The organism is Staphylococcus sp. AntiMn-1 (assembly GCF_001663395.1).
GTDB classification, from domain to species: Bacteria; Bacillota; Bacilli; order Staphylococcales; family Staphylococcaceae; genus Staphylococcus; species Staphylococcus equorum.
In genome coordinates, this window is the sequence record NZ_CP012968.1 from 1661964 (window position 1) to 1682089 (window position 20126).

At 33.0% G+C, this 20126-nt stretch carries 23 protein-coding genes, 1 pseudogene and 1 riboswitch; of the genes and pseudogenes, 14 read left to right on the top strand and 10 right to left on the bottom strand.

The genetic code is table 11. The features are described 5' to 3' along the window. The first annotated feature begins 200 nt into the window (after nucleotides 1–200). The 9 genes from AOB58_RS08215 (at nucleotide 201) to AOB58_RS08255 (ending at nucleotide 9738) form a co-directional block, all read left to right on the top strand. Nucleotides 201–2192 (top strand): catalase, encoded by a 1992-nt coding sequence (locus AOB58_RS08215; RefSeq protein ID WP_021339640.1) that lies wholly within the window; start codon nucleotides 201–203, stop codon nucleotides 2190–2192. A 417-nt stretch (nucleotides 2193–2609) separates the two neighbouring features. Further along, nucleotides 2610–2963 (top strand): helix-turn-helix domain-containing protein, encoded by a 354-nt coding sequence (locus tag AOB58_RS08220; protein ID WP_021339639.1) that lies wholly within the window; start codon nucleotides 2610–2612, stop codon nucleotides 2961–2963. A 152-nt stretch (nucleotides 2964–3115) separates the two neighbouring features. Continuing rightward, on the top strand, nucleotides 3116–4048 hold the full coding sequence (locus AOB58_RS08225) for a LytTR family transcriptional regulator DNA-binding domain-containing protein (protein WP_002511990.1): 933 nt from the start codon (nucleotides 3116–3118) through the stop codon (nucleotides 4046–4048). Between the two features lie 95 nt (nucleotides 4049–4143). Continuing rightward, nucleotides 4144–4992, top strand: a complete 849-nt coding sequence (locus AOB58_RS08230; RefSeq protein WP_064783255.1) for an ABC transporter ATP-binding protein — start codon at nucleotides 4144–4146, stop codon at nucleotides 4990–4992. Between the two features lies 1 nt (nucleotide 4993). Beyond that, nucleotides 4994–5701 (top strand): ABC transporter permease, encoded by a 708-nt coding sequence (locus AOB58_RS08235; protein ID WP_021339637.1) that lies wholly within the window; start codon nucleotides 4994–4996, stop codon nucleotides 5699–5701. A gap of 381 nt (nucleotides 5702–6082) precedes the next feature. Next, nucleotides 6083–6652 carry an alkyl hydroperoxide reductase subunit C gene (gene ahpC, locus AOB58_RS08240; protein ID WP_002506062.1) on the top strand — a complete coding sequence of 190 codons (570 nt, stop codon included), beginning with the start codon at nucleotides 6083–6085 and terminating at the stop codon, nucleotides 6650–6652. A 16-nt stretch (nucleotides 6653–6668) separates the two neighbouring features. Beyond that, entirely contained in the window at nucleotides 6669–8192 is a 1524-nt protein-coding gene (ahpF, locus tag AOB58_RS08245) for an alkyl hydroperoxide reductase subunit F (protein ID WP_002511987.1), read from the top strand. Nucleotides 8193–8539: 347 nt separating this feature from the next. Continuing rightward, on the top strand, nucleotides 8540–9157 hold the full coding sequence (locus AOB58_RS08250; RefSeq protein WP_021339636.1) for an NDxxF motif lipoprotein: 618 nt from the start codon (nucleotides 8540–8542) through the stop codon (nucleotides 9155–9157). Nucleotides 9158–9522: 365 nt separating this feature from the next. After that, nucleotides 9523–9738, top strand: coding sequence for a hypothetical protein (locus tag AOB58_RS08255; RefSeq protein ID WP_002511986.1), 216 nt, complete (start codon nucleotides 9523–9525; stop codon nucleotides 9736–9738). Between the two features lie 40 nt (nucleotides 9739–9778). Here AOB58_RS08255 and AOB58_RS08260 read toward each other — a convergent pair whose 3' ends face one another. Next, complete coding sequence (locus tag AOB58_RS08260; RefSeq protein ID WP_021339635.1) at nucleotides 9779–10357, bottom strand: histidine phosphatase family protein; 579 nt, start codon at nucleotides 10355–10357, stop codon at nucleotides 9779–9781. Nucleotides 10358–10504: 147 nt separating this feature from the next. Here AOB58_RS08260 and AOB58_RS08265 point away from each other — a divergent pair, with 147 nt between their 5' ends. Then, nucleotides 10505–10870 carry a magnetosome magnetite crystal formation protein family gene (locus AOB58_RS08265; RefSeq protein WP_002511984.1) on the top strand — a complete coding sequence of 122 codons (366 nt, stop codon included), beginning with the start codon at nucleotides 10505–10507 and terminating at the stop codon, nucleotides 10868–10870. A 94-nt stretch (nucleotides 10871–10964) separates the two neighbouring features. On the opposite strand, the gene AOB58_RS08270 is transcribed toward AOB58_RS08265, so the two are convergent. The 3 genes from AOB58_RS08270 to AOB58_RS08280 all read right to left on the bottom strand — a co-directional run bounded on the left by AOB58_RS08270 (nucleotide 10965) and on the right by AOB58_RS08280 (nucleotide 12353). Then, on the bottom strand, nucleotides 10965–11591 hold the full coding sequence (locus AOB58_RS08270; protein WP_002506068.1) for a LysE family translocator: 627 nt from the start codon (nucleotides 11589–11591) through the stop codon (nucleotides 10965–10967). 122 nt (nucleotides 11592–11713) lie between these two features. Next, nucleotides 11714–12028, bottom strand: a complete 315-nt coding sequence (locus tag AOB58_RS08275) for a DMT family transporter (RefSeq protein ID WP_002511983.1) — start codon at nucleotides 12026–12028, stop codon at nucleotides 11714–11716. Then, complete coding sequence (locus AOB58_RS08280) at nucleotides 11991–12353, bottom strand: DMT family transporter (RefSeq protein WP_064783256.1); 363 nt, start codon at nucleotides 12351–12353, stop codon at nucleotides 11991–11993. The genes AOB58_RS08275 and AOB58_RS08280 overlap by 38 nt, the downstream gene beginning before the upstream one ends. A 51-nt stretch (nucleotides 12354–12404) precedes the next feature. Continuing rightward, a riboswitch (guanidine-I (ykkC/yxkD leader) is annotated at nucleotides 12405–12502 on the bottom strand. Nucleotides 12503–12802: 300 nt separating this feature from the next. On the opposite strand from AOB58_RS08280, the gene AOB58_RS08285 reads away from it, so the two are divergent. Next, nucleotides 12803–13027: a hypothetical protein gene (locus AOB58_RS08285; protein WP_021339634.1), complete on the top strand. Its 225-nt coding sequence runs from the start codon at nucleotides 12803–12805 to the stop codon at nucleotides 13025–13027. A gap of 205 nt (nucleotides 13028–13232) precedes the next feature. Beyond that, nucleotides 13233–13409 carry a hypothetical protein gene (locus AOB58_RS13660; RefSeq protein ID WP_002506072.1) on the top strand — a complete coding sequence of 59 codons (177 nt, stop codon included), beginning with the start codon at nucleotides 13233–13235 and terminating at the stop codon, nucleotides 13407–13409. Nucleotides 13410–13479: 70 nt separating this feature from the next. Here the strand turns inward: AOB58_RS13660 and merA are convergent, their stop codons facing one another. Both merA and hypR read right to left on the bottom strand, forming a co-directional pair. Then, complete coding sequence (merA, locus tag AOB58_RS08290; protein ID WP_064783258.1) at nucleotides 13480–14802, bottom strand: hypothiocyanous acid reductase MerA; 1323 nt, start codon at nucleotides 14800–14802, stop codon at nucleotides 13480–13482. After that, nucleotides 14789–15222: pseudogene (gene hypR / locus AOB58_RS08295) on the bottom strand (redox-sensitive transcriptional regulator HypR). Before hypR ends, merA begins: the two are co-directional and overlap by 14 nt. A gap of 193 nt (nucleotides 15223–15415) precedes the next feature. On the opposite strand from hypR, the gene AOB58_RS08300 reads away from it, so the two are divergent. Beyond that, nucleotides 15416–15790, top strand: a complete 375-nt coding sequence (locus AOB58_RS08300; RefSeq protein WP_021339632.1) for a VOC family protein — start codon at nucleotides 15416–15418, stop codon at nucleotides 15788–15790. Between the two features lie 229 nt (nucleotides 15791–16019). Further along, entirely contained in the window at nucleotides 16020–16766 is a 747-nt protein-coding gene (locus AOB58_RS08305; protein ID WP_064783261.1) for a poly-gamma-glutamate hydrolase family protein, read from the top strand. 116 nt (nucleotides 16767–16882) lie between these two features. Here the strand turns inward: AOB58_RS08305 and AOB58_RS08310 are convergent, their stop codons facing one another. From AOB58_RS08310 to AOB58_RS08325, 4 genes are all read right to left on the bottom strand, one after another. Further along, complete coding sequence (locus AOB58_RS08310; RefSeq protein WP_064783262.1) at nucleotides 16883–17272, bottom strand: tautomerase family protein; 390 nt, start codon at nucleotides 17270–17272, stop codon at nucleotides 16883–16885. Nucleotides 17273–17335: 63 nt separating this feature from the next. Next, nucleotides 17336–18181, bottom strand: coding sequence for a class II fructose-bisphosphate aldolase (locus AOB58_RS08315; protein WP_064783263.1), 846 nt, complete (start codon nucleotides 18179–18181; stop codon nucleotides 17336–17338). 202 nt (nucleotides 18182–18383) lie between these two features. Beyond that, nucleotides 18384–19685 carry a peptidoglycan recognition protein family protein gene (locus AOB58_RS08320; RefSeq protein WP_064783264.1) on the bottom strand — a complete coding sequence of 434 codons (1302 nt, stop codon included), beginning with the start codon at nucleotides 19683–19685 and terminating at the stop codon, nucleotides 18384–18386. Between the two features lie 216 nt (nucleotides 19686–19901). Beyond that, the gene (locus AOB58_RS08325; RefSeq protein ID WP_021339624.1) at nucleotides 19902–20090 is read right to left on the bottom strand and encodes a hypothetical protein; all 189 of its coding nucleotides are present in this window, start codon (nucleotides 20088–20090) and stop codon (nucleotides 19902–19904) included. Nucleotides 20091–20126: the final 36 nt, after the last annotated feature.

Sequence of the window (20126 nt, forward strand, 5' to 3'; positions counted from 1 at the left end):
TCTAAGCCTGTAATCGTGGAAAACGTGTACACAACTGCCAACAATCTCGGAATCTTGTCTATAATCAATCATATATAATCTTCCCCCTATACATACTATAATTTATAAATCATTTAAAATAATTCATTTAACTCATAGATATGTTTCTCTTTATCGTAACGTGGAAAATATTAAATGTACGTAAAGATAGGGGTATTTTAATGAGCAACAAAAAGAAAGATCAATTAAATGAAGTAGAAAAAAACAATGACGATAAAGCAATGACGACTAATAATGGTGTCAAAGTAAGTGAAGATGAAAACACGTTAACTGTTGGTGAACGTGGTCCTAGCTTATTAGAAGATTTCCATTTCAGAGAAAAAATCATGCACTTCGATCATGAACGCATTCCAGAACGTGTTGTCCATGCCCGTGGCTTTGGTGCACATGGCGAATTTCAAGTTTATGAAGATTTATCGAAATATACTTCAGCCGACTTTTTAACTCACCCCGAGAAAACAACGCCCGTATTTGTTAGATTTTCCACAGTTCAAGGTTCTAAAGGCTCTCCTGATACAGTTAGAGATGTCCGTGGCTTTGCGACAAAATTTTATACAGATGAAGGTATTTTCGACCTAGTAGGTAACGATATACCAGTATTTTTCATACAAGATGCAATCAAATTCCCAGATTTAATTCACGCAGTTAAACCTGAACCACATAACGAAATGCCTCAAGGTGGTACAGCACATGATACATTTTGGGATTTCTTTGCTCAAAACCCAGAATCTACACATACCGCTGTATGGGCTATGAGTGATCGCGGTATACCTAAAGATTTTAGACAAGTCGAAGGTTTCGGTGTGCATACGTTCCGCCTTGTTAATAACGAGGGACAGTCTTATTTTGTTAAATTCCATTGGAAACCACTTCAAGGGCTAGAGTCTCTCGTATGGGATGAAGCACAAATGCTACATGGTAAAGACGTCGACTTTCATCGTAAAGATCTTTATGAATCTATCGAAAAAGGCGATTATCCTGAGTGGGAATTAGGCCTACAAATTATTCGTCCTGAACAAGAATTTGACTTTGATTTTGATATTTTAGACCCTACGAAGATTTGGCCTGAAGATGATGTTCCAGTACAAAGAGTTGGTAAAATGACACTAAATCAAAATGTTACGAATGTGTTTGATGAAACAGAGCAAGCCGCATTCCATCCAGGACATATCGTACCAGGTATAGACTTTTCTAATGATCCATTATTACAAGGACGTTTATTCTCCTATACAGATACACAAATCACGAGATTGGGCGGTCCAAACTTCAATCAAATTCCAATTAATCGTCCTGTAAATGAAGTACACAACAACCAAAGAGAAGGCATGCATCAAACAAGTGTAAACAAGGGACAAGTTGCGTATCATAAAAATGCATTGAATAATAATAATCCTCATACAACACCGAAAGAAGAAGGTGGTTATGAGCACTACCAAGAAAAAGTTGAAGGCCGCAAGATTCAAAAACGCAGTGAAAGTTTCAAAGATTATTATAGCCAAGCCAAACTTTATTTAAACAGTTTGACTCAGCCTGAATTTGATCATACAGTAGATGGCTTTTCATTTGAAATCGGTATGTGTAAATCGGTTATGGTTAAACAAAATGCTGTTAATCAATTGAACAAAGTTGACCGTACATTAGCCGAACGTGTAGCTAAAAATGTAGGTGTGGAAGTACCCACAGAAAATGAAGAAGTCCAATCAGATGCAAAAGATAGTAAACTAACAATGGAAAAATTCGGTATCCCATTAGCTGGACATTCTGTAGCTGTTGCAGTAAATGGCGATATTAGTGCTGACACGCTAAAATCATATGCTAAAACGTTCACTGAAAACAAATTGAACTACGCATTTGTGGGACAACATCCTAAAGATATCTCAGAAGACTACGGTATCACTGAAACATTTGATACTGCTCATCCAACTTTATTTGATAGCTTAATTGTACTTTCAGATGGTAGCGATATACTCCCACCTGTCGAGGAGTTTGCAGAACTCACTTATAAACACAATAAACCATTAATCGTTAACCAAACAGCTGCGACAAATTTAGCAGATGCCAAATTGAATCTAGCAGCACCTGGTGTTTTCGTATCGGATGACCCTAATACAATTGTGCAAGCTTTTGATAGAGCAAGATACTGGGACAGATAAAAAATTCACAAATAATCATTGAACACCAACACTGTTTAATTTAAATATATTATATTATTTTTGTTTAAAAAATAGCAGTAATTTGTGCCGACTCCTGCGGGAAAAGCACTAGCTGAAGACTACAGGCTGAGGCTGTGCCCGCGGAAAGCGTGCACAAAAAAAGTACCAACACTCTAGCTGCCTAAGTTATAACTTAGGCAGTTTTTTATTATAATGGAAGATAATGGGTATTATTACATTAAAGAGGTATTCACAAATACATTTCAACATAGTTCAACATGTTACATATTTAATTTTTTAAAAACTGCTTAAGATGATAAGCACGCGATTGCAACCTGCCGTTGCGGCAGACAATAACATTAGGTTCGTGACGCTGAACATGTAATATATTACCTTTAAACAAAGGATGTGGTTGTTATGGAAATTGGAAAAAAGATTAAAGAGCAAAGAGAGCAAAAAAATTGGTCGCAGGATGATTTAGCTGAAATACTTAACATTTCACGCCAAAGTATTTCAAAATGGGAATTAAATAAAGTCTATCCAAGCATTGATATGTTAATTAAAATGAGTGATCTGTTCGACATTTCATTAGACGAACTCATTAAAGGGGACAAGCAACTGAAACATACAATTATTGAAACATATCAGCAACCTGTTTCAGATGATAAAGAGAAACATCCTATGAATGGTTGGGAATTCCTAGCAGGATACTGGTGGTTGTTCTTCCCTGTTGCTGCAATGATTTGGTGGATAATACAATCATTCATGTAATCAAGTACTAACACCTTCTTTAGTAACTTTATACTTTTAAAAAATACGAGACCTATTTCAAACTGTAAATAGGTCTTTTTTCATGAAAATCTCACACATTATTACTATAGCTTGTTATACTGTTTTATAAATACACTATAGGAGTATTATTTATGGTTAAACATATAGAATTATTTGTAAAAGACAATAGATTGGTTGAACTTCAAAACGATTTAGCTACTATTGTCACAGAAGATGAGTTTCAAAATTCAATTATAGAACTCAATCAAGATACGAGCGGATTCAAGACATACACGCTTAAAGCACCACTACCAGAGCGACTATCAGTAAAAGAAATCATTAAATTTTGGTGTAAGTGGTACGATTCAAAATTATCCTTAGATACAGTCCTTTATGAATGTAAGTTATTCTCCTTCAATCACAAGAAAATTAAAAAGCTCACAACTTCTGAACTTAAACTCGTCCATTTAGCAAAATTATTCCTTGTACCTGAAACGAAATTTATTATTAAAGAACCTTTACAAAATGTCTCTATTGAAACAAAACACACCGTACTCAACTTACTCAATGAACTCAGCAAATACAATTCGATTATTACGTTAACAAATCACACAGAAGAAGCGTTACTTATCAGCAACAATTGTTATCGCCTTACTGAAAAAACATTTAAACCTATAGAAATATCACAATATGAACCAAATCATCAGCAAGATATAAACGACAGCAACCAATTAGAGCGTCAACAAATCAAACGTTTAACAGTTAAAACCAATGAAAAAACGTTATTTTTAGATCCTATCGACATTGATTACTTAGAAGGTCAAGATGGCAAAGTTGTTATACATGTAGGTAATGAACAATATACCCATGATACGACTTTACAATCTATTGAAAAAATTATTGTTCCTTACGGTTTTTATCGATGTCATCGTTCTTATATCGTAAACTTACAAAAAGTTAGTGAAATTATTTCTTGGTCTAAAAACAACTATTCGATACGACTCAATAATACTAAAGAAATACTAATTCCTTTATCTAGGCAAAAAGCAAAAGAAATAGAACGATTTTTCAATATTAATGAGTAACAATTCAACACTTATACGTTACATTTCACCTTCTTTTGAACGTCAGATCCGCGTGAACACGCTATGCTGAAGTTAATTCAAAAGGAGGTAATTTAATGGAACACATAATTGAAATGAATCATGTAACAAAATCATTTAAAAACAAAATAGCAATTAAAGATATGAATTTCACTGTAAAAAAAGGAGAAATTTTTGGTTTCCTTGGACCTAGTGGTTCTGGCAAGACAACAACAATTAAAATGTTAACTGGCACATACGATCCGTCTAAAGGTAGTCTAAATGTACTTGGACACAATGGTTCTGAAATAGGTGCAAGCAACTTCATGTCAAAAATTGGTATCCTTACAGATCACAGCACTGCTTATGAACGCCAAAGCATTTGGGATAACTTAAAGTTATTTGCCAAACTTAATCAACTACCATTACAAAAAGTTGACGAAGCTTTAGAATTTGTCGGTCTAACACAGGATAAAAAATCATTATTTAAAAACTTGTCTGCTGGTATGAAGCAACGTGTACTACTTGCTAAAGCAATCTTACATCAACCTGAGTTATTATTTTTAGATGAACCAACAGCATCTTTAGACCCTATGACAATTCAACACGTGCATAAAGGACTTAAAGCACTAAACCAACGTGGCACAACGATATTTTTAACAACGCATAATATGGAAGAAGCAAACGCATTATGCGATCGCGTGGCTTTTATAGAGTCAGGTGTACTCAAAGAACTTGATACACCTGAGAACTTTCGTTTTAATCATGCAAATCATACAATTAAAGTCATTCATAATAATAATCGAGAAAAAACCTTACCCATGACTACCGAATCCGCACAGTATATTACAGATATGCTCGAAGCAAATGATTTAAAATACATTTCATCTGATTTACCTACGCTTGGCGATGTTTTCTTGAAAATCACTGGAAAGGAGCTTGTTTAATATGAATATCACACGCTTATCAGCACTGTTAGAGAAAGACTTTAAAGAATCTATACGAAATCCTTCTATTATTTTCATGCCGTTAATGATCATATTAATCAGTATATTTTACAGTATCATTCCAACTACAAATGCAGTTCAAAGCGCACCGGCTGTAATGCAGTTCATCATAATTAACATGGCATTTGTTTTTGTTGCCACATCACCGCTTATCACAATGATCTCTGAGGAAAATGAAAAAGGTACATTGAAAGGCTTAGTAGAGTCGCCAGCATCTAATATTGAAATATTGTTATCTAAAGTCATTATCACGTTTATAATCACTATTATTACGACTATTATAAGCTTAATGATTGTGAACAGTAACGTGAATTTCGATTTCCAAACTTATTTAGGCCTTGCAGTCATGCTATGCTTTTACCTTGTACTTGGTTTAGTCTTTGGTTTGTTGTCTAATACTGTTGGTACTGCCACAACATTAATGATGGTGCCCTTCATTCTCTTTGGTATGACACCAATATTTAATACCTTAGAAGGTGTTATAAAATTAGGCTTTTTCGACAAAGTACTAGAAATATTACCTTTTGGCTTAATTTTAGAATTAGAAATCAATAACGCTAGCTTGAATCTACTATATCTTGTGATTTGGTTTATTCTTATTATGGTTTCCTTGTTCATTACTTATAAGTATAAATTCCGTAAACGTTAGTCGTTCACAAAATTGTAAAAAACACTCTAAAAAGCTGTGTAATTCATGTTTTCAAGCCATTTTAATAAATAATAAGCCTTTCTTCTCATTTTCATATGTTTAGTTGAGAATTGAAAGGCTATTTAATATGTAGAAAGATTATATCAATTATGTAAACGCTCTCTTTTTTATGCATATTTTCACTTACCACTAATGGTTCAAAAGCACACATAGAGCGTTATTTTACACTTTTGTATATAACCTTTCATCGTTGACTAGAATATATGAGCGTGCAATAATAGTAAGTGAAAGATTAGAATTATTACAATTAACAAACTATAATAATCTACTTAACTAATATTCTAATCAAAATTAGTTAATAAATCAGGAGGATGTTTTTTTATGTCTTTAATTAACAAAGAAATTTTACCATTCACAGCTAATGCTTATGATCCAAAGCAAGATGAATTTTTCGAAGTTTCAGATGAAAACTTAAAAGGTTCATGGAGTGTTGTTTGCTTCTATCCAGCAGACTTCTCATTCGTATGTCCAACTGAATTAGAAGATTTACAAGGACAATATGATAAATTACAAGAATTAGGCGTAAACGTGTATTCAGTATCAACTGATACGCACTTCGTACACAAAGCTTGGCATGACCATTCAGAAGCAATTAACAAAATCCAATACACTATGATTGGTGACCCTTCTCAAACAATCACTCGTAGCTTTGACGTATTAGACGAAGATTTAGGTTTAGCTCAGCGTGGTACTTTCATCGTAGACCCTGACGGTATTGTACAAGCAGCTGAAGTGAATGCTGACGGTATCGGTCGTGACGCAAGTACATTGGTACACAAAATCAAAGCAGCACAATATGTACGTCAACACCCAGGCGAAGTTTGCCCAGCTAAATGGGAAGAAGGTTCAGAAACATTACAACCTGGTCTTGACTTAGTAGGTAAAATCTAAGGAGGCATTGATTTAAATGCTTAATGATCAGCTAAAATCACAATTACAACAATTACTTCAATTAATGGAAGGTGACGTTGTACTAAGTGCAAGTTTTGGTACAGATGAAAAGTCTAAAGAATTAAAAGAATTGTTAGACGAAGTAGCAGAGATGTCATCTCGCATTACTATAGAAGAAGTTGACCTTAAACGTACACCAAGCTTTTCTGTTAATAGACCTGGTGAAGAAACAGGTATTACATTCGCTGGTTTACCAATGGGTCATGAGTTCAACTCTCTTGTTCTCGCTTTGTTACAAGTAAGCGGTCGTGCACCAAAAGAAGAACAAGCAGTTATAGATCAAATCAAAGCTTTAGACCGTCCGTTACATTTCGAGACTTTTATTAGTCTAACTTGTCAAAAATGTCCCGACGTTGTTCAAGCTTTAAACTTAATGAGTTTGGTAAATCCAAATATCACACATTCTATGGTAGATGGATCTATCTTTAGAGAAGAGTCTGAAGACATTATGGCCGTTCCTGCAATTTTCCTAGATGGAGAAGAATTTGGTAATGGACGTATGACAGTTCAAGATATATTAGCAAACTTAGGCAGTCAAGCAGATCCAGCTGAATTTAATGACAAAGATCCATATGATGTATTAATTGTCGGAGGCGGACCTGCAAGTGGTAGTGCAGCAATTTATACTGCACGTAAAGGTTTACGTACAGGTATTGTTGCAGATCGCATCGGTGGTCAGGTCAACGATACCGCTACTATCGAAAACTTTGTCACTGTTAAAGAAACAGATGGACCTAAATTTACTTCAGCACTCGAAGATCATATTAAACAATACAATATCGATGTAATGACTGGTATTCGTGCCAGCGATATTGAAAAAACAGACGATGGTATCATTGTCACTTTAGATAATGGCGCACAATTAACAAGTAAAACTGTTATTATTTCAACAGGTGCACGATGGCGCAAGCTAGAAGTGCCTGGCGAAGAAGAATTAATCAATAAAGGCGTTGCATTCTGCCCGCATTGTGATGGCCCATTATTTGAAAATAAAAATGTTGCTGTTGTAGGCGGCGGTAATTCTGGAGTCGAAGCTGCAATCGATCTTGCAGGTATCGTTAAACACGTAACGTTACTTGAACGTAACGCTACGCTGAAAGCAGACAACGTATTACAAGAACGTTTGGCTTCTTTACCAAACGTAACTATAATAAAAAATGCTCAAACAACAGAAGTTTTAGGTGACAGTGCAGTAACTGGTATTAAATATCAAGATAAATCACTTGGCGAAGACCATACTTTAGAACTCGAAGGTATTTTTGTTCAAATTGGTTTATTACCAAACACTGAATGGCTTGATAATTATGTTGAATTAAACCAAGCTAAAGAAATTGTAATTGATCGTAAGAATGCTACAAGCATCCCTGGTATTTTTGCAGCTGGTGATGTTACAGACGATCGCAACAAACAAATTATTATTTCTATGGGTGCTGGTGCAAATGCAGCATTAAACGCTTTTGATTATATTATCAGACATTAATCTCAAGCTCTAGATTAAATAGAACCCTTTTGTGGTTCTATTTTTTTATGCCCTTTTCCCTGAATATGAGTATTACCTTTGCGTTCTTATTCTTGTATCTATGTAATTAATTATTCATATTAGCTAACATTTTAAAATGAAAATCTAATGAATTTTTAAATTTATATGGCAACTATCCTCTTTTATTATTAATTTGTTCAATAGATTGTGCGTTTATTATTTAATTCATCATACAAATAGATAGCACTACATGATACGCTTAAGTTATAATTTTCTAAGAACATATGTAAACATACAATGGGACTGTTAAAATAGAATGACTTATTATTAAAGGAGCAATATTATTTATGAAGAAAAGTATACTTTTATCGTTAGTTTTGGTGCTAGCTGTCATACTCGCAGCATGTTCAAATGGTAATTCAGAAGATGAGGAACATAATGAACGCAATGCCCCTAAAAACGTGAGCAAATTAGCTGAGAAAGATATCTTCCATTCAGATAAAAAGGGTGAAGATATTAGTGAAGATGAAATGAATAAAGCGATTAAAAAATATTTAGATGTTAACTCACTTATTATTGATAATAAATACCTCATGCAATATAAGTTAGATAAACAAATAGGTACAGATACAAAAATCACTGATGCGCAAGAAAAACGTTTATCAAATTTATCGAATAATGCAATTAAAAATGATCTTCACTTTAAAGACTTCGTAGAAGATAACAACATGCCGAGCGGTTATAAAGATAATCTAGATGAAATTATCGCTTACTTTACATCCTTAAACAGTACAATTAAAAACGTTGATAAAGAAATTGAAGAAATAGATTACCAACCTGACAACAACCTCAACGTTGTTGACGTTCCTGCTAAAGTTGCCGGAAATGTTAATCATAAAAAGCAAAAATCAATTAAGAAATTCCTTGATGACAAAGGAATTGAAAGTGACGCAGTAGATAAATAGATGACAAATGGGAGTGAGACAACGAAATCTAATGTTTCTAACAAGATTTCTATTCCAGCTGCATTTGTGTCAAAAGATTGTTGTTTTAGCGCCATACTTTTCATTTATGTTTCATAATATTAGCTAAGGTTACAAAATGATGACATGTCACCTTTCCGTGGTGGCAAAGGCGTTAAGACTATTTTTTACTCAACCATTTATATACTCTGACTTATTCTCGTAAAAAACCTTACATGATTGTAAGGTTTTTTAATATGATTATCCTGTTTTTCTCAAAGCTTAATTTGTTAAGATATATACAAGTTAAGAAATACGTTATTAGAAGCACAGCCACTCATTAATAATTTTAAGGAGGCCACACTGTTATGATATTAACTATTTTAATAGGTGCCATGGCTGCTATTTTCATAGCTTTTAATCTCTTTGAGAAGAAAGAAAAATATGGCGTCGTTTCTTTTAGAACAATCGCGCTAAGTGTAACTTACGTCATACTGGCTGTTATTGTCGGAAGCTTTTTAGACAATATCAATACATTATTCCAAGGATTTCATGATAGCTTGACAGCAGCTAAAAAATATTAAACCTGAACCGACAATGTCGCAGTTCAGGTTTTTTTTTGTCTTATATTTCAAGTTCATAGGGTACACAGTTTTCTATTTTTCTATCAATTACAGTTTCTTTTGTTTCATAGCGTAAATAAACAAGAAAACATCTGATTACGACCTGATGCGCAACGATTGCGATAGACTCTAAAGACGGATCAAGTTCTTGTTCAAAAAATTGTTCAACACGCTGTAATACATCCGAATAGCTTTCTCCTTCAGGGGCTTTTTGCGTAAAACTATGGCGAAAAGCAAGTAAATTATCATCATTAAAATAAGCATGATATTCGGGGTTTTGTTCAATTTCATTTACCATTTTGCCTTCAAAGATACCTAAAGAACGCTCTCTTAATAAAGGCGTTACACTTGCTGATATGTGCTTATCAAATATGGCATTATATGTTTGTCTCGTGCGAGTCAAATCAGATATATATACGTGCTCGATGTTCTTTTTTTCAAAGTAGCTTTGTAGTAATTGAGCAGAATGTACACCACTTTCTGTTAAAGGCACATCTAACTGACCACAAAAGTATTTTTTTCCTTGTTTTTTATCATAATTAGACTGTGATTCTCCATGACGAACTAAATAAATTTTCATAACGATTACCTCTTCTCTATTTCTATTTATAATCCAATATTTCATTATTCTTTTTCACGAAGCTCATATCTTACAATACTGTTAGATGAAGTAATATACCTATATTTCAATACTTATTCTTGTTATTATCCAATTGAGGTGATACAAATGAGCGAAAAAATGTTACATCATGACACACAAAGTGGTCGCGTATTAGCAGCAGTCAGTTATTTCAGTATATTCTTTGCACCAATTATATTACCTATTATCCTATGGATTTTTGCTGATAAACCTGCTTCAACTCATGCAGCAAAATCGTTATTTTACCATATTATAACGTATATTGGACCAATACTATTAGTTTTAAGCGCAGCGTTCGGAACTGCAATTATCGATCAACAGAACACTACAATTGCAATAATAGCAATTGTAGTAGCAATCCTCCTATTAGTTGTAACAATTTGGTACACTATCAAAAATATATATCGTGGTATCAAGATATTGATTTCTGAAGATGCTTATTTCCGTCCATAAAGCATTGCAATTTTCTAGAAATTCTATTTAGAAAGTGAATGAGGCTGAGACATGTATTTGTCCCAGCCTTCTTTCGTTATACTTTTAAGTTAAATCAGCTGCTTTTACTAAATAATAAACTGATAGATAAACCAATAAGGATGGCACCTACTGCATAATCAAACACCGCTTTTATTTTTCTATTTCCAAAAAGTAATTTGATATATTGGAATATGTATACGCAAAAAATAAACCAGATGAGAATAACTGTTGTTACTATTGCCGATAATATTGCAATTTGAGATGACACACCTTCGCCAGCAGTTATAAATTGCGGTAATATACTTATGTAATAAAGTAATGCTTTAGGGTTTAATATTGTGCTGATAAAACCTTGTCGATAAGAACTTAAATAACTAATCTGTTGTGCCTGCATTTGAGATGTTGAAAAATTCATGCTTTGACGTGCACAGATGATACTTTTAATTCCTAAATAAATCAGATAACATGCGCCTAAAATTTTAATCATTAGAAAGACATAATACATATTTGCCAAGATAAATATAATGCCAAATACTGCTAATAATGAATAGATAACGTGTGCTGACGTAATACCTAATGCGGCCATTGCGCCATTACCTTTACCTGAAGTAATTGAATTTTTCATTACTACAAAAAAATCTGGACCAGGAACAATAATAATCATTAATGTAATCGTAATAAATGCTGCAAGTCCTTCCATCACATGCACCTCCATCTTAACTACATCGTATCAATTCCGCTATGTCACCGCAATACACCTAGCCCATATTTCTTTTTACCAGCTGATTAGAACCCCCTTTATTACTTCTTATTACTTCCACGTTAACTCAATAATTTCAAACCAACCGTACTAGCTAATATGACTGCAATACAAATTATTCTTTTGATATCGGTAGACTCTTTATAAAAAACCATACCCAATATCGCTCCGCCCACTGCACCAATACCTGTCCAAACTGCATACGCTGTACTCATAGGTAATTGAGTCATTGCCATAGATAAAGCTAAGAAGCTCAAACTAAAGAAACCTATCAATCCTATGACAGCAGATGTTTTTCGTGTATGCGTATAAGCATTTAAAAAGTTAATGCCTAACATTTCAAAAACACCTGCAATGATTAATAATATCCAAGCCATTATGCTTCTCCCCTTTATCTGGTGTGACTAATTTCAAACAAATCACACCTAAAAGTAATGTTAAAATTAATATAATTTTTCCATAATTAACTTCCTGGCCAAAGAAAGCAAAATCAAATATAGTGACACCTGTTGTACCCAGACCAACAAATACTGCATAAGATGTACCCACTGGTAACATTTTGGATGCATCTATAAGCAAATAAAAACTTAAAAATATAGCTATAATTGTTAACATCCATTCTAGACCTGTCGTTGCATATGTTAACCCAATGACCCAACCAACTTCAAATATTGATGCGATAATAATTTTTATCCAATTCATTCATATTCCTCCTATTAAAATAAAAAAGCCCGAGAGATAGTTATCACTACTATCTCCCAGGCTTTTATCCTTCCGTGTCACATTCAACATGTGGCTTCCTCTCGGACCAGTCCAACATTGAGTGTTGCGGAACCCTAGAAAGCTTTTATTTAATTCTCTGTATCATATCAATTTATCTTATAGACATCAAGCATAGCATTTCATTCTTACTCAATTTAAAATTATTATCATTTAAAAACGCTTACAAGAAACACTTAGGTGTCTTTTTACATTTTTATTTTAAAAAGTTTTAATTATTTAAGTCATTACCCTCTACATTTTATGAATTTTCATGTATACTATATATCAGATTAGAACTATTATAATCTAAATGCTTAATCAATGAAATGAATTCTCAATTAAAACACTCCGATTATTGGATTGAAATATAAAAAAAGTGAGGGATTACTATGCAATTATTAAATTACAAAATGCACAATGATGAACTCATCGCTACAGTGTTATCCGATAAGAAGCAAGTATTCAAATACACGTTTGATGTAAACACGCCGGAATATGAAATCTTAGATGTACTTGAAGAAATTAACGAATATGTAGACAATGGTCACCATCCATTAGGTTGTTCATTACTAAAAAATTATACACACGCGGATGTGAGTCAAAATAGTTTATAATATTGATCACACAGCAAAAAGATGAGTATTACTGTTCACTTAGAAACAGTAATTACTCATCTTTTATTTTTGCTTGTTAATCTTCATGAAAAATACTACCTTTAATTGAACTGTGCATGGTATATTGAGTTAGTTAACATCATATACCGGGTAAATACATAATAAAGATATTCAAACGTGATAAATATAGTTGGGGGGACGCAAAATGTTCTATGGTTCAATATTACTCATTATTCTTGGTATTGTACTATTAATTTTAAATAAACGCCTTTCAAAAAAAGGTGATACAAGTAAAAAACAAAGTTTTATTAGTTTCGGCGTGATGTCATTAGTTTTTGGTCTTTTTGGCCTTATAGGTGTTATTATTATGGCATTGACTTAATATTTATTGCATGTAAAAAGGTGATAGAGCCCCTCAAGGGGAATCTATCACCTTTTAACTTTCCACACTATTACATATCAAATAAATCATTAAATGATTCAACCATCGTTGGATGTGTATAAATATTATCTTTCAATACCTTATAATTTAACTTTTGATCTATTGCTAATTTTAATACATTAATGATTTCTTCTGATTCTAAGCCATATAATGTTGCTCCAAGTATTGTTTCCGTATCTTTATTCACTACTGCTTTAAACAAGCCTCTTGGATCATTATTCACTTTATGTCTAGGGATAGCGTTAACTGGAAGTGCGTTTTCTATTACATTGTAGCCTTGATTTTTAGCTTCTTGACCAGTCAAACCTACACGTGCCATTGGCGGATCAATAAATACTGTATAAGGCACAGCGCCTCTATTTTCAGTAGAACGCACACCCGTTCCAAAGAGTTGATCTTTAACAATTCTAAAGTCATCTAAAGAGATATATGTGAATTGCATACCACCTTTAACATCACCGATTGCATAAACATGTTGCGCATCCGTTTGGAGATATTCATTCACTTTAATTTCTCCATGCTCACCAAGCGTTACATCCGTATTGTCTAAATCTAAATCCACATTAGGCTTACGACCAGTCGCTAACAGGACTGCATCCGCTTCATAATCTCCATTAGACGTATGCACAATAGTTCCAGATTCAGTATCTTCAAAGCGCTCTGTGTTCACATTGTATATGATATTTACACCTTTGTTAGCTAAATCTTTTTTAACTTCTGTAACTATATCATGATCTTCTTTAGGCATAATATCGTTGCCACGTTCAAGTACGGTCACTTGTGTATCGAAGTTAGCAAACATTGACGCAAATTCTAAAGCAATATATCCAGCACCAATGATGACTAATTGCTTAGGCTGAAAATCCAAACTCATAATCCCAGCAGAATCGTATAAATGCTGAGAACTTTCGACGCCTGTAATTGGTGGTATGACTGACATTGCGCCCGTATTAATAACGACATCTTCTGCATGCAATGTTTCCACTACATCCTCATTGTCATTTAATAACTTCACTTCATTGTTAGATTTGAACTTCGCAGTATAATCCAAGACTTCAATATTATTATCATCTGCAAGATTATGATAATTTTTATTATTCAACGCATCTACCACATCTTTTTTTCTAGAAAATGCTTTGTTAAAATCATTATGAGTTAGACCTTCGTGAACAAGCGTTTTTGAAGGAATACAACCAACATTGATACAAGTGCCACCATACATCTTTTTAGACTTCTCAATGACTGCTACTTTTTTACCTTGTGCTGAAGCAAATTTCGCTAATGTTTTACCACCTTTACCAAATCCTATAATCACTAAATCAAATTGTCTCATGAATATCCTCCTTCATTACATCATTTAATACATCTGTAATTGTTATAGTTTTATAATAATTTATTAATATATCATTTTCTTTTTGCTGAAACTTAGACATTGTAGTCCCTATTTCCCTGGAAATCTCACAATCACTACCTTCGTCACCTGTAAAAATACGTCCATCTGATCTTTCCTCATTAAATAATTCAAATAAGTCTGCCAGATTAACATCAGCGGTTACTTCATTAGCTTGATAACCACCATACTTCCCCTACTAGCATCTAGGTAATGTTGATCATTTAACTTTCTTGTCACCCTGCGTAATTGCACAGGATTAATACATATCCGCTCTGATAATGAACCACTACTATAACGTGCATCTGAATGCTTAACTAGAAATGTTAGCAGATGGACTGCTATATTAAACTCTAAATTCATTCGCATCACCTTTAATTGTAACTTTTATAATTACATTAAAACATGTCTTGAAATTACTCGAAAGTTTTTTGCTTATACTATCTATATTCCCAATTACAGTAATATATATCTAACAATGTTATTGTTTTGCATTACTGACTACATTTAATATACTTATGTGCAAGGTGGTATTAACAATAAAGGAGATGGAGAAATGATTAAAAAATTAGATGAAGTTATGATATACGTATATGATCACGATAAAGCAATTGAATTTTGGACAAAAAACTTAAACTTTGTAGTAGTAGCCGATGACGAAGAAATGGGTATGCGCGTAGTAAAACTGCTTCCAGAAGACGATGCTCAAACTGCTATTGTATTGCAGGACAAAGCGAAAGTTGACGAAATGGACATGGGTGTCAGTACAACTACACCATCACTGATTTTCGCAACAACACAATTCGACCACTTATATGATCGTTTGAAATCTAATCAAAATGCAGTTGGAGACATTATGGATTTACCTATGGGTAGAGTCTTTAATTTTGCAGATGCCGAAAACAATTATTTCGCAGTTAAAGAAATATAATTCTACGATACTTTAAATGAACTTTGCTCATGATCTAGGACATAAATATATCCCTCCGCCTCAATTATGAAAACATACAACTTACCTTAATCTAGCATGTTCTTCCCATAATAATTGTAAATAACTGTTAAGTCGTAAGTAATGTAATTGTAATCAACACATAACCTGTATAACCCATTAAGTTTGTTATACTTTTATAGCCACTAAATATGTATTACAGGAGACAATTATGAAAAGAATCTTCCACTTGTATTTATATTATTTAATTATGTTAGCTATCGTTGCCGCTATTTTACTTTCTTTATATTTTTTATATGTGTGGAAAAACAATCAGCCGCAAAATCAAGACTATTATAAGAATTTCGAAGAACTGAAAGCTGACACAAAAGAAGATCGTGATTGGCAAATCAATTCAAAAACGACAAATAACAAAGATATATTAGTTACTGCTATTCATGGTGGCGGTATTGAGCCTGGCACTTCTGAATTGGCAAAAATCATTTCTAAAAAAGGTAACTTTAATCTATATAGTTTTGAAGGTTTATTAAAATCGAATAATGCTAAATTGCATATTACTTCGACTCGTTTCGATGATCCCAAATTAAAAGACATGACGAGCAAATCTGATGAAACGGTGTCTATTCACGGCATTCGAGAAGATAAAAAAGTTGTCTACATTGGTGGTAAAGATAAAGATATGGCCAAATCTATACGTAAGGAATTAGAAAATGAAGATTTTAATGTTGAAAATAGCCCTGATTATGTAAATGGCGATTCCAGCCAAAATATCATTAATAAAAATGATACAGGCTCAGGTGTTCAACTTGAGATTTCAACAGAATATCGTAAGTCATTTTTTGAGGACGATGAGCTTGGTCGCTCCACGAGAGAAAATCCAAATGATTACAGACAATCCGTCTACGACTTTGCTGAAGCTGTTACAAAGGGCGTAAAAGAGCAAACAACAAAAGATTAGCAATAAAAAATCCAGGAATCTTACTGGCATTTAATATTTAGTATAACTATTGTAACGATAAAAAAGGTCTGGGCATTGAGTGCCAGACCTTCTTTAATTTAATGAGTCATTACACCCTATAATTCTCCAGTTAAGAATTGAGCTTCACCGTTAAAGAAACTCCAATCTTCATCAGAATTTTCAACTAAACTAATCATGATATCTTCTGTTCTTATGTTTAACTTCTCATTTAGAGACTCTGTTAATTTTTTATAGAATTGGATTTTTTGATCTTTAGTGCGTGGTCGAGTGACAACAGTGAATACCAGTACGTCATCCGTTCTAGAAACACCTAGCCCTGTATCTAATATTTGCATTTCATAGTCTTCATGCTGATTAACAATTTGGTATCTATCTCCTATTGGGGCTTGAAATGTTTCTAGCATAACATTATATGTAATATCTAGAATACTTTTAATTTCTTCTTTAGTTCTACCTTTAATCATATCTACTTTTATTAACGGCATGTTATTGCTCCTATCTACTATAATTTAAAAGAACCTACAATGCTGCAGGCTCTTTACATCAATTTAATGTTTTACTTTTCCATCGCTAGAGCATTTTTTAATAATACTTTTTACAGTTGATTTAATTATTTCAATACTTGGACTTATAATTTCTTGAGGACTAAATACTGTAGGATGCTTGATTAAATAGTCCCTTATAGCACTACTCCAAGCCATATTTATTTCAGTATTAAAATTGATTTTTGCATGTCCATAATTTATTGCTTTTTTCAAATCATTATCTGATAAACCAGAAGCACCATGTAGTACTAATGGTATATTTAAAATATCATTGATGTTTTTCATTTTATTAAAATCTAAATCAGGTTCACCGACATATTCTCCGTGCACTGACCCAAGTGCAGGCGCTAAAGTATCAAGATTGCTATTGTTCGCGAGTTTCACGCAATCCTCTAAACTAGCGTATTTTAGATTACTAGTCATACCATCTTCGCTACCACCTACCGCGCCAACTTCGCCTTCAACATAAACATTATATTGATGTGCATAGTCTACAACTTCTTTAGTCGCTTCAACATTTTCATCAATTGGCAGTTTAGAACCATCAAACATAACGGAGTCGTAACCTGCATCAACAGCTTTTTTACATCCTTCTACACTTAATCCATGGTCTAGATGAATAATAACTGGCACCGTGATATTCATAGCCTGAATTTTATTTTTGATTGTTTCCCCAATAAATTCATACCCACCTAAAAATGGAATGTTTTTATCAGTTGTACCTAATATAATAGGAGAACCACTTTCTTGCGCAGCTTTTAACGCGCCTTCAATCCATATAAGTCCATTAATATTAATTTGTGGTATAGCATAGTGATTTTCAAAAGCATTGAGGATATATTTTTTCATGAAAGTAGATCTCCTTTCATTTAATTAATAAGATTTAGCATGTTTTAGATTGGAATCTAAATCTTCTCGTGATTTTTTCACATTCTCTTTTTGAGATGTTTCTGAAACACCTACCTCAAGTGAGTCTAAGAATATGAAATAGCTGTTAGATATCTTTGTGATATCTAACAGCTATTTTTAACATTCATTAAACATTATAAGGCTATTTTATTTTTAAGATTTGTCCTGTTTTAATGCTATTTGAATCTAGATTATTATCGGATTTTATTTTACTTACTGTTGTATCTTGTTCTTTAGCGATACTATACAAGGTATCATCTTTTTCAACGGTATATGTTTTAACTAAGTAGAGTGTTTGCCCTTTACTGATATTATTCGTTTCAAGATTATTCCATTTTTTGAGATCTTCAATACTCACTTTGCTTCTTTTAGAAATATTGTATAAAGTGTCACCTTCGACTACTTTATGTGTATCACCTGAAATACTATCGTCATTACTATCAGGGTCCGTCAATTTCAATGTTTGACCGACGGATAATGTATTATCGTTTAAGTCATTCCATTTTTTAATATTATCAATTGTTACGCCACTTCTCTTAGATATACTATACAATGTATCGCCTTTAACTACTTTATAAGTAGAACCTGTAATGGCATTGTCATCTTCGCCACCTAATTCTTTATAGTGTTTCTGAACTAAACTATAAAATTGATTCATGTTATAGCCCCATTGGTTAAAATAACCTACAGGGTCAGTATGGTTTGTCCCACCCCAGTATTGACTAACTGCATTATGACTAATAATTGTTCCAGTTCCTTGATTATTATCTGCAAGTGAAGGTTGTAGTCCGTTTTGTTTTAACATTTTAGCAGTCAAATAAGCTTGGTTGTTCACAGACTTAGCAAAACCATCAAATGTGTTAGATCTTGTTAATTCTATTTGATAAAAATATGGGTTAGCATTCGCTCCGGCGCCCCATGCTAAATAGTCGCTTGGCGCTGTTTGTATAATTTTGTCGCTACCTGCATATGCATGAACAAAGGCATTATTGTAGTTATTATACATGTAATTTACTTCACCATCGATTGTACTATTAGGGTTTGCAGTTTCATGAATAACGACACCGATGAATTTCCCTGATTTATAATTATATTTTGGTAAATTATTCATACGAGAATCTTGCACTATTTTTGCAGGTTCTATGTTGTTATTGTCTATGTATGTATTAACGTCTTGGTACGCTCTATTTGCAAATGTACTCATTTCTACTGAATTATGTTCTGCAACTTTATCATGTAGCTTCAAATCCCCTGCCGTTAACTGTTCTTTCAAAGCTTGCGGACTCATTTTTTGTGCTTTTTCAAAATCTATTGCCTTACTTGTATTTTCATTTTTAGTTTCTTCTGCACTCTTATTAGAATTATCTTCTTGTGCGGTTGCAACTGTACTACTTAACAATAAACTTGTGGCTAACATTAATGACAAACTTACCCTATACTTCATAACACCATCTCCTATTTCAAAAATTTAAAAACACGACACTATATAAATATCTATTCCTTGCACAACACCTTATTGTCTCATCTTATAATATTATAAGATTATTTACAAAACATAGTTTTATTTTATGCTATTATTTTAAATATTTTTATCTAGTCATAATCATTATTTTGATTTTCGCACAAAAAAGCTACTACCTTAAAAGGCAGCAGCTTATATTCAAATGTCCATAAACACACTAGATAAAATAGCAACCAATGCGACTACGAGTACCAATACTAAAAGTGAATCAATTCGTTTTTGGTTACGTTCATTCATAGGTTTTCTAAATTCTTTTAATGCGAAAAATCCTGTAATTAATACAATAACTAAACACAATAAATGAAATACCAACGCTAATACTTCCATTATCATCACTCCAAACTTGAAATAATTAAGTTTGTT

Bases quoted from the DNA above. Each gene is read 5' to 3' on its own strand.
- merA (WP_064783258.1), bottom strand. From the start codon at position 14,802: ATGAGACAATTTGATTTAGTGATTATAGGATTTGGTAAAGGTGGTAAA.
- AOB58_RS08220 (WP_021339639.1), top strand. From the start codon at position 2,610: ATGGAAATTGGAAAAAAGATTAAAGAGCAAAGAGAGCAAAAAAATTGG.
- AOB58_RS08265 (WP_002511984.1), top strand. From the start codon at position 10,505: ATGAGCGAAAAAATGTTACATCATGACACACAAAGTGGTCGCGTATTA.
- AOB58_RS08230 (WP_064783255.1), top strand. From the start codon at position 4,144: ATGGAACACATAATTGAAATGAATCATGTAACAAAATCATTTAAAAAC.
- AOB58_RS08250 (WP_021339636.1), top strand. From the start codon at position 8,540: ATGAAGAAAAGTATACTTTTATCGTTAGTTTTGGTGCTAGCTGTCATA.
- AOB58_RS13660 (WP_002506072.1), top strand. From the start codon at position 13,233: ATGTTCTATGGTTCAATATTACTCATTATTCTTGGTATTGTACTATTA.
- AOB58_RS08325 (WP_021339624.1), bottom strand. From the start codon at position 20,090: ATGGAAGTATTAGCGTTGGTATTTCATTTATTGTGTTTAGTTATTGTA.
- AOB58_RS08235 (WP_021339637.1), top strand. From the start codon at position 4,994: ATGAATATCACACGCTTATCAGCACTGTTAGAGAAAGACTTTAAAGAA.
- AOB58_RS08255 (WP_002511986.1), top strand. From the start codon at position 9,523: ATGATATTAACTATTTTAATAGGTGCCATGGCTGCTATTTTCATAGCT.
- AOB58_RS08285 (WP_021339634.1), top strand. From the start codon at position 12,803: ATGCAATTATTAAATTACAAAATGCACAATGATGAACTCATCGCTACA.
- AOB58_RS08280 (WP_064783256.1), bottom strand. From the start codon at position 12,353: ATGAATTGGATAAAAATTATTATCGCATCAATATTTGAAGTTGGTTGG.
- AOB58_RS08260 (WP_021339635.1), bottom strand. From the start codon at position 10,357: ATGAAAATTTATTTAGTTCGTCATGGAGAATCACAGTCTAATTATGAT.
- AOB58_RS08320 (WP_064783264.1), bottom strand. From the start codon at position 19,685: ATGAAGTATAGGGTAAGTTTGTCATTAATGTTAGCCACAAGTTTATTG.
- AOB58_RS08315 (WP_064783263.1), bottom strand. From the start codon at position 18,181: ATGAAAAAATATATCCTCAATGCTTTTGAAAATCACTATGCTATACCA.
- AOB58_RS08300 (WP_021339632.1), top strand. From the start codon at position 15,416: ATGATTAAAAAATTAGATGAAGTTATGATATACGTATATGATCACGAT.
- ahpF (WP_002511987.1), top strand. From the start codon at position 6,669: ATGCTTAATGATCAGCTAAAATCACAATTACAACAATTACTTCAATTA.
- AOB58_RS08310 (WP_064783262.1), bottom strand. From the start codon at position 17,272: ATGCCGTTAATAAAAGTAGATATGATTAAAGGTAGAACTAAAGAAGAA.
- AOB58_RS08225 (WP_002511990.1), top strand. From the start codon at position 3,116: ATGGTTAAACATATAGAATTATTTGTAAAAGACAATAGATTGGTTGAA.
- AOB58_RS08215 (WP_021339640.1), top strand. From the start codon at position 201: ATGAGCAACAAAAAGAAAGATCAATTAAATGAAGTAGAAAAAAACAAT.
- ahpC (WP_002506062.1), top strand. From the start codon at position 6,083: ATGTCTTTAATTAACAAAGAAATTTTACCATTCACAGCTAATGCTTAT.
- AOB58_RS08270 (WP_002506068.1), bottom strand. From the start codon at position 11,591: ATGGAAGGACTTGCAGCATTTATTACGATTACATTAATGATTATTATT.
- AOB58_RS08275 (WP_002511983.1), bottom strand. From the start codon at position 12,028: ATGGCTTGGATATTATTAATCATTGCAGGTGTTTTTGAAATGTTAGGC.
- AOB58_RS08305 (WP_064783261.1), top strand. From the start codon at position 16,020: ATGAAAAGAATCTTCCACTTGTATTTATATTATTTAATTATGTTAGCT.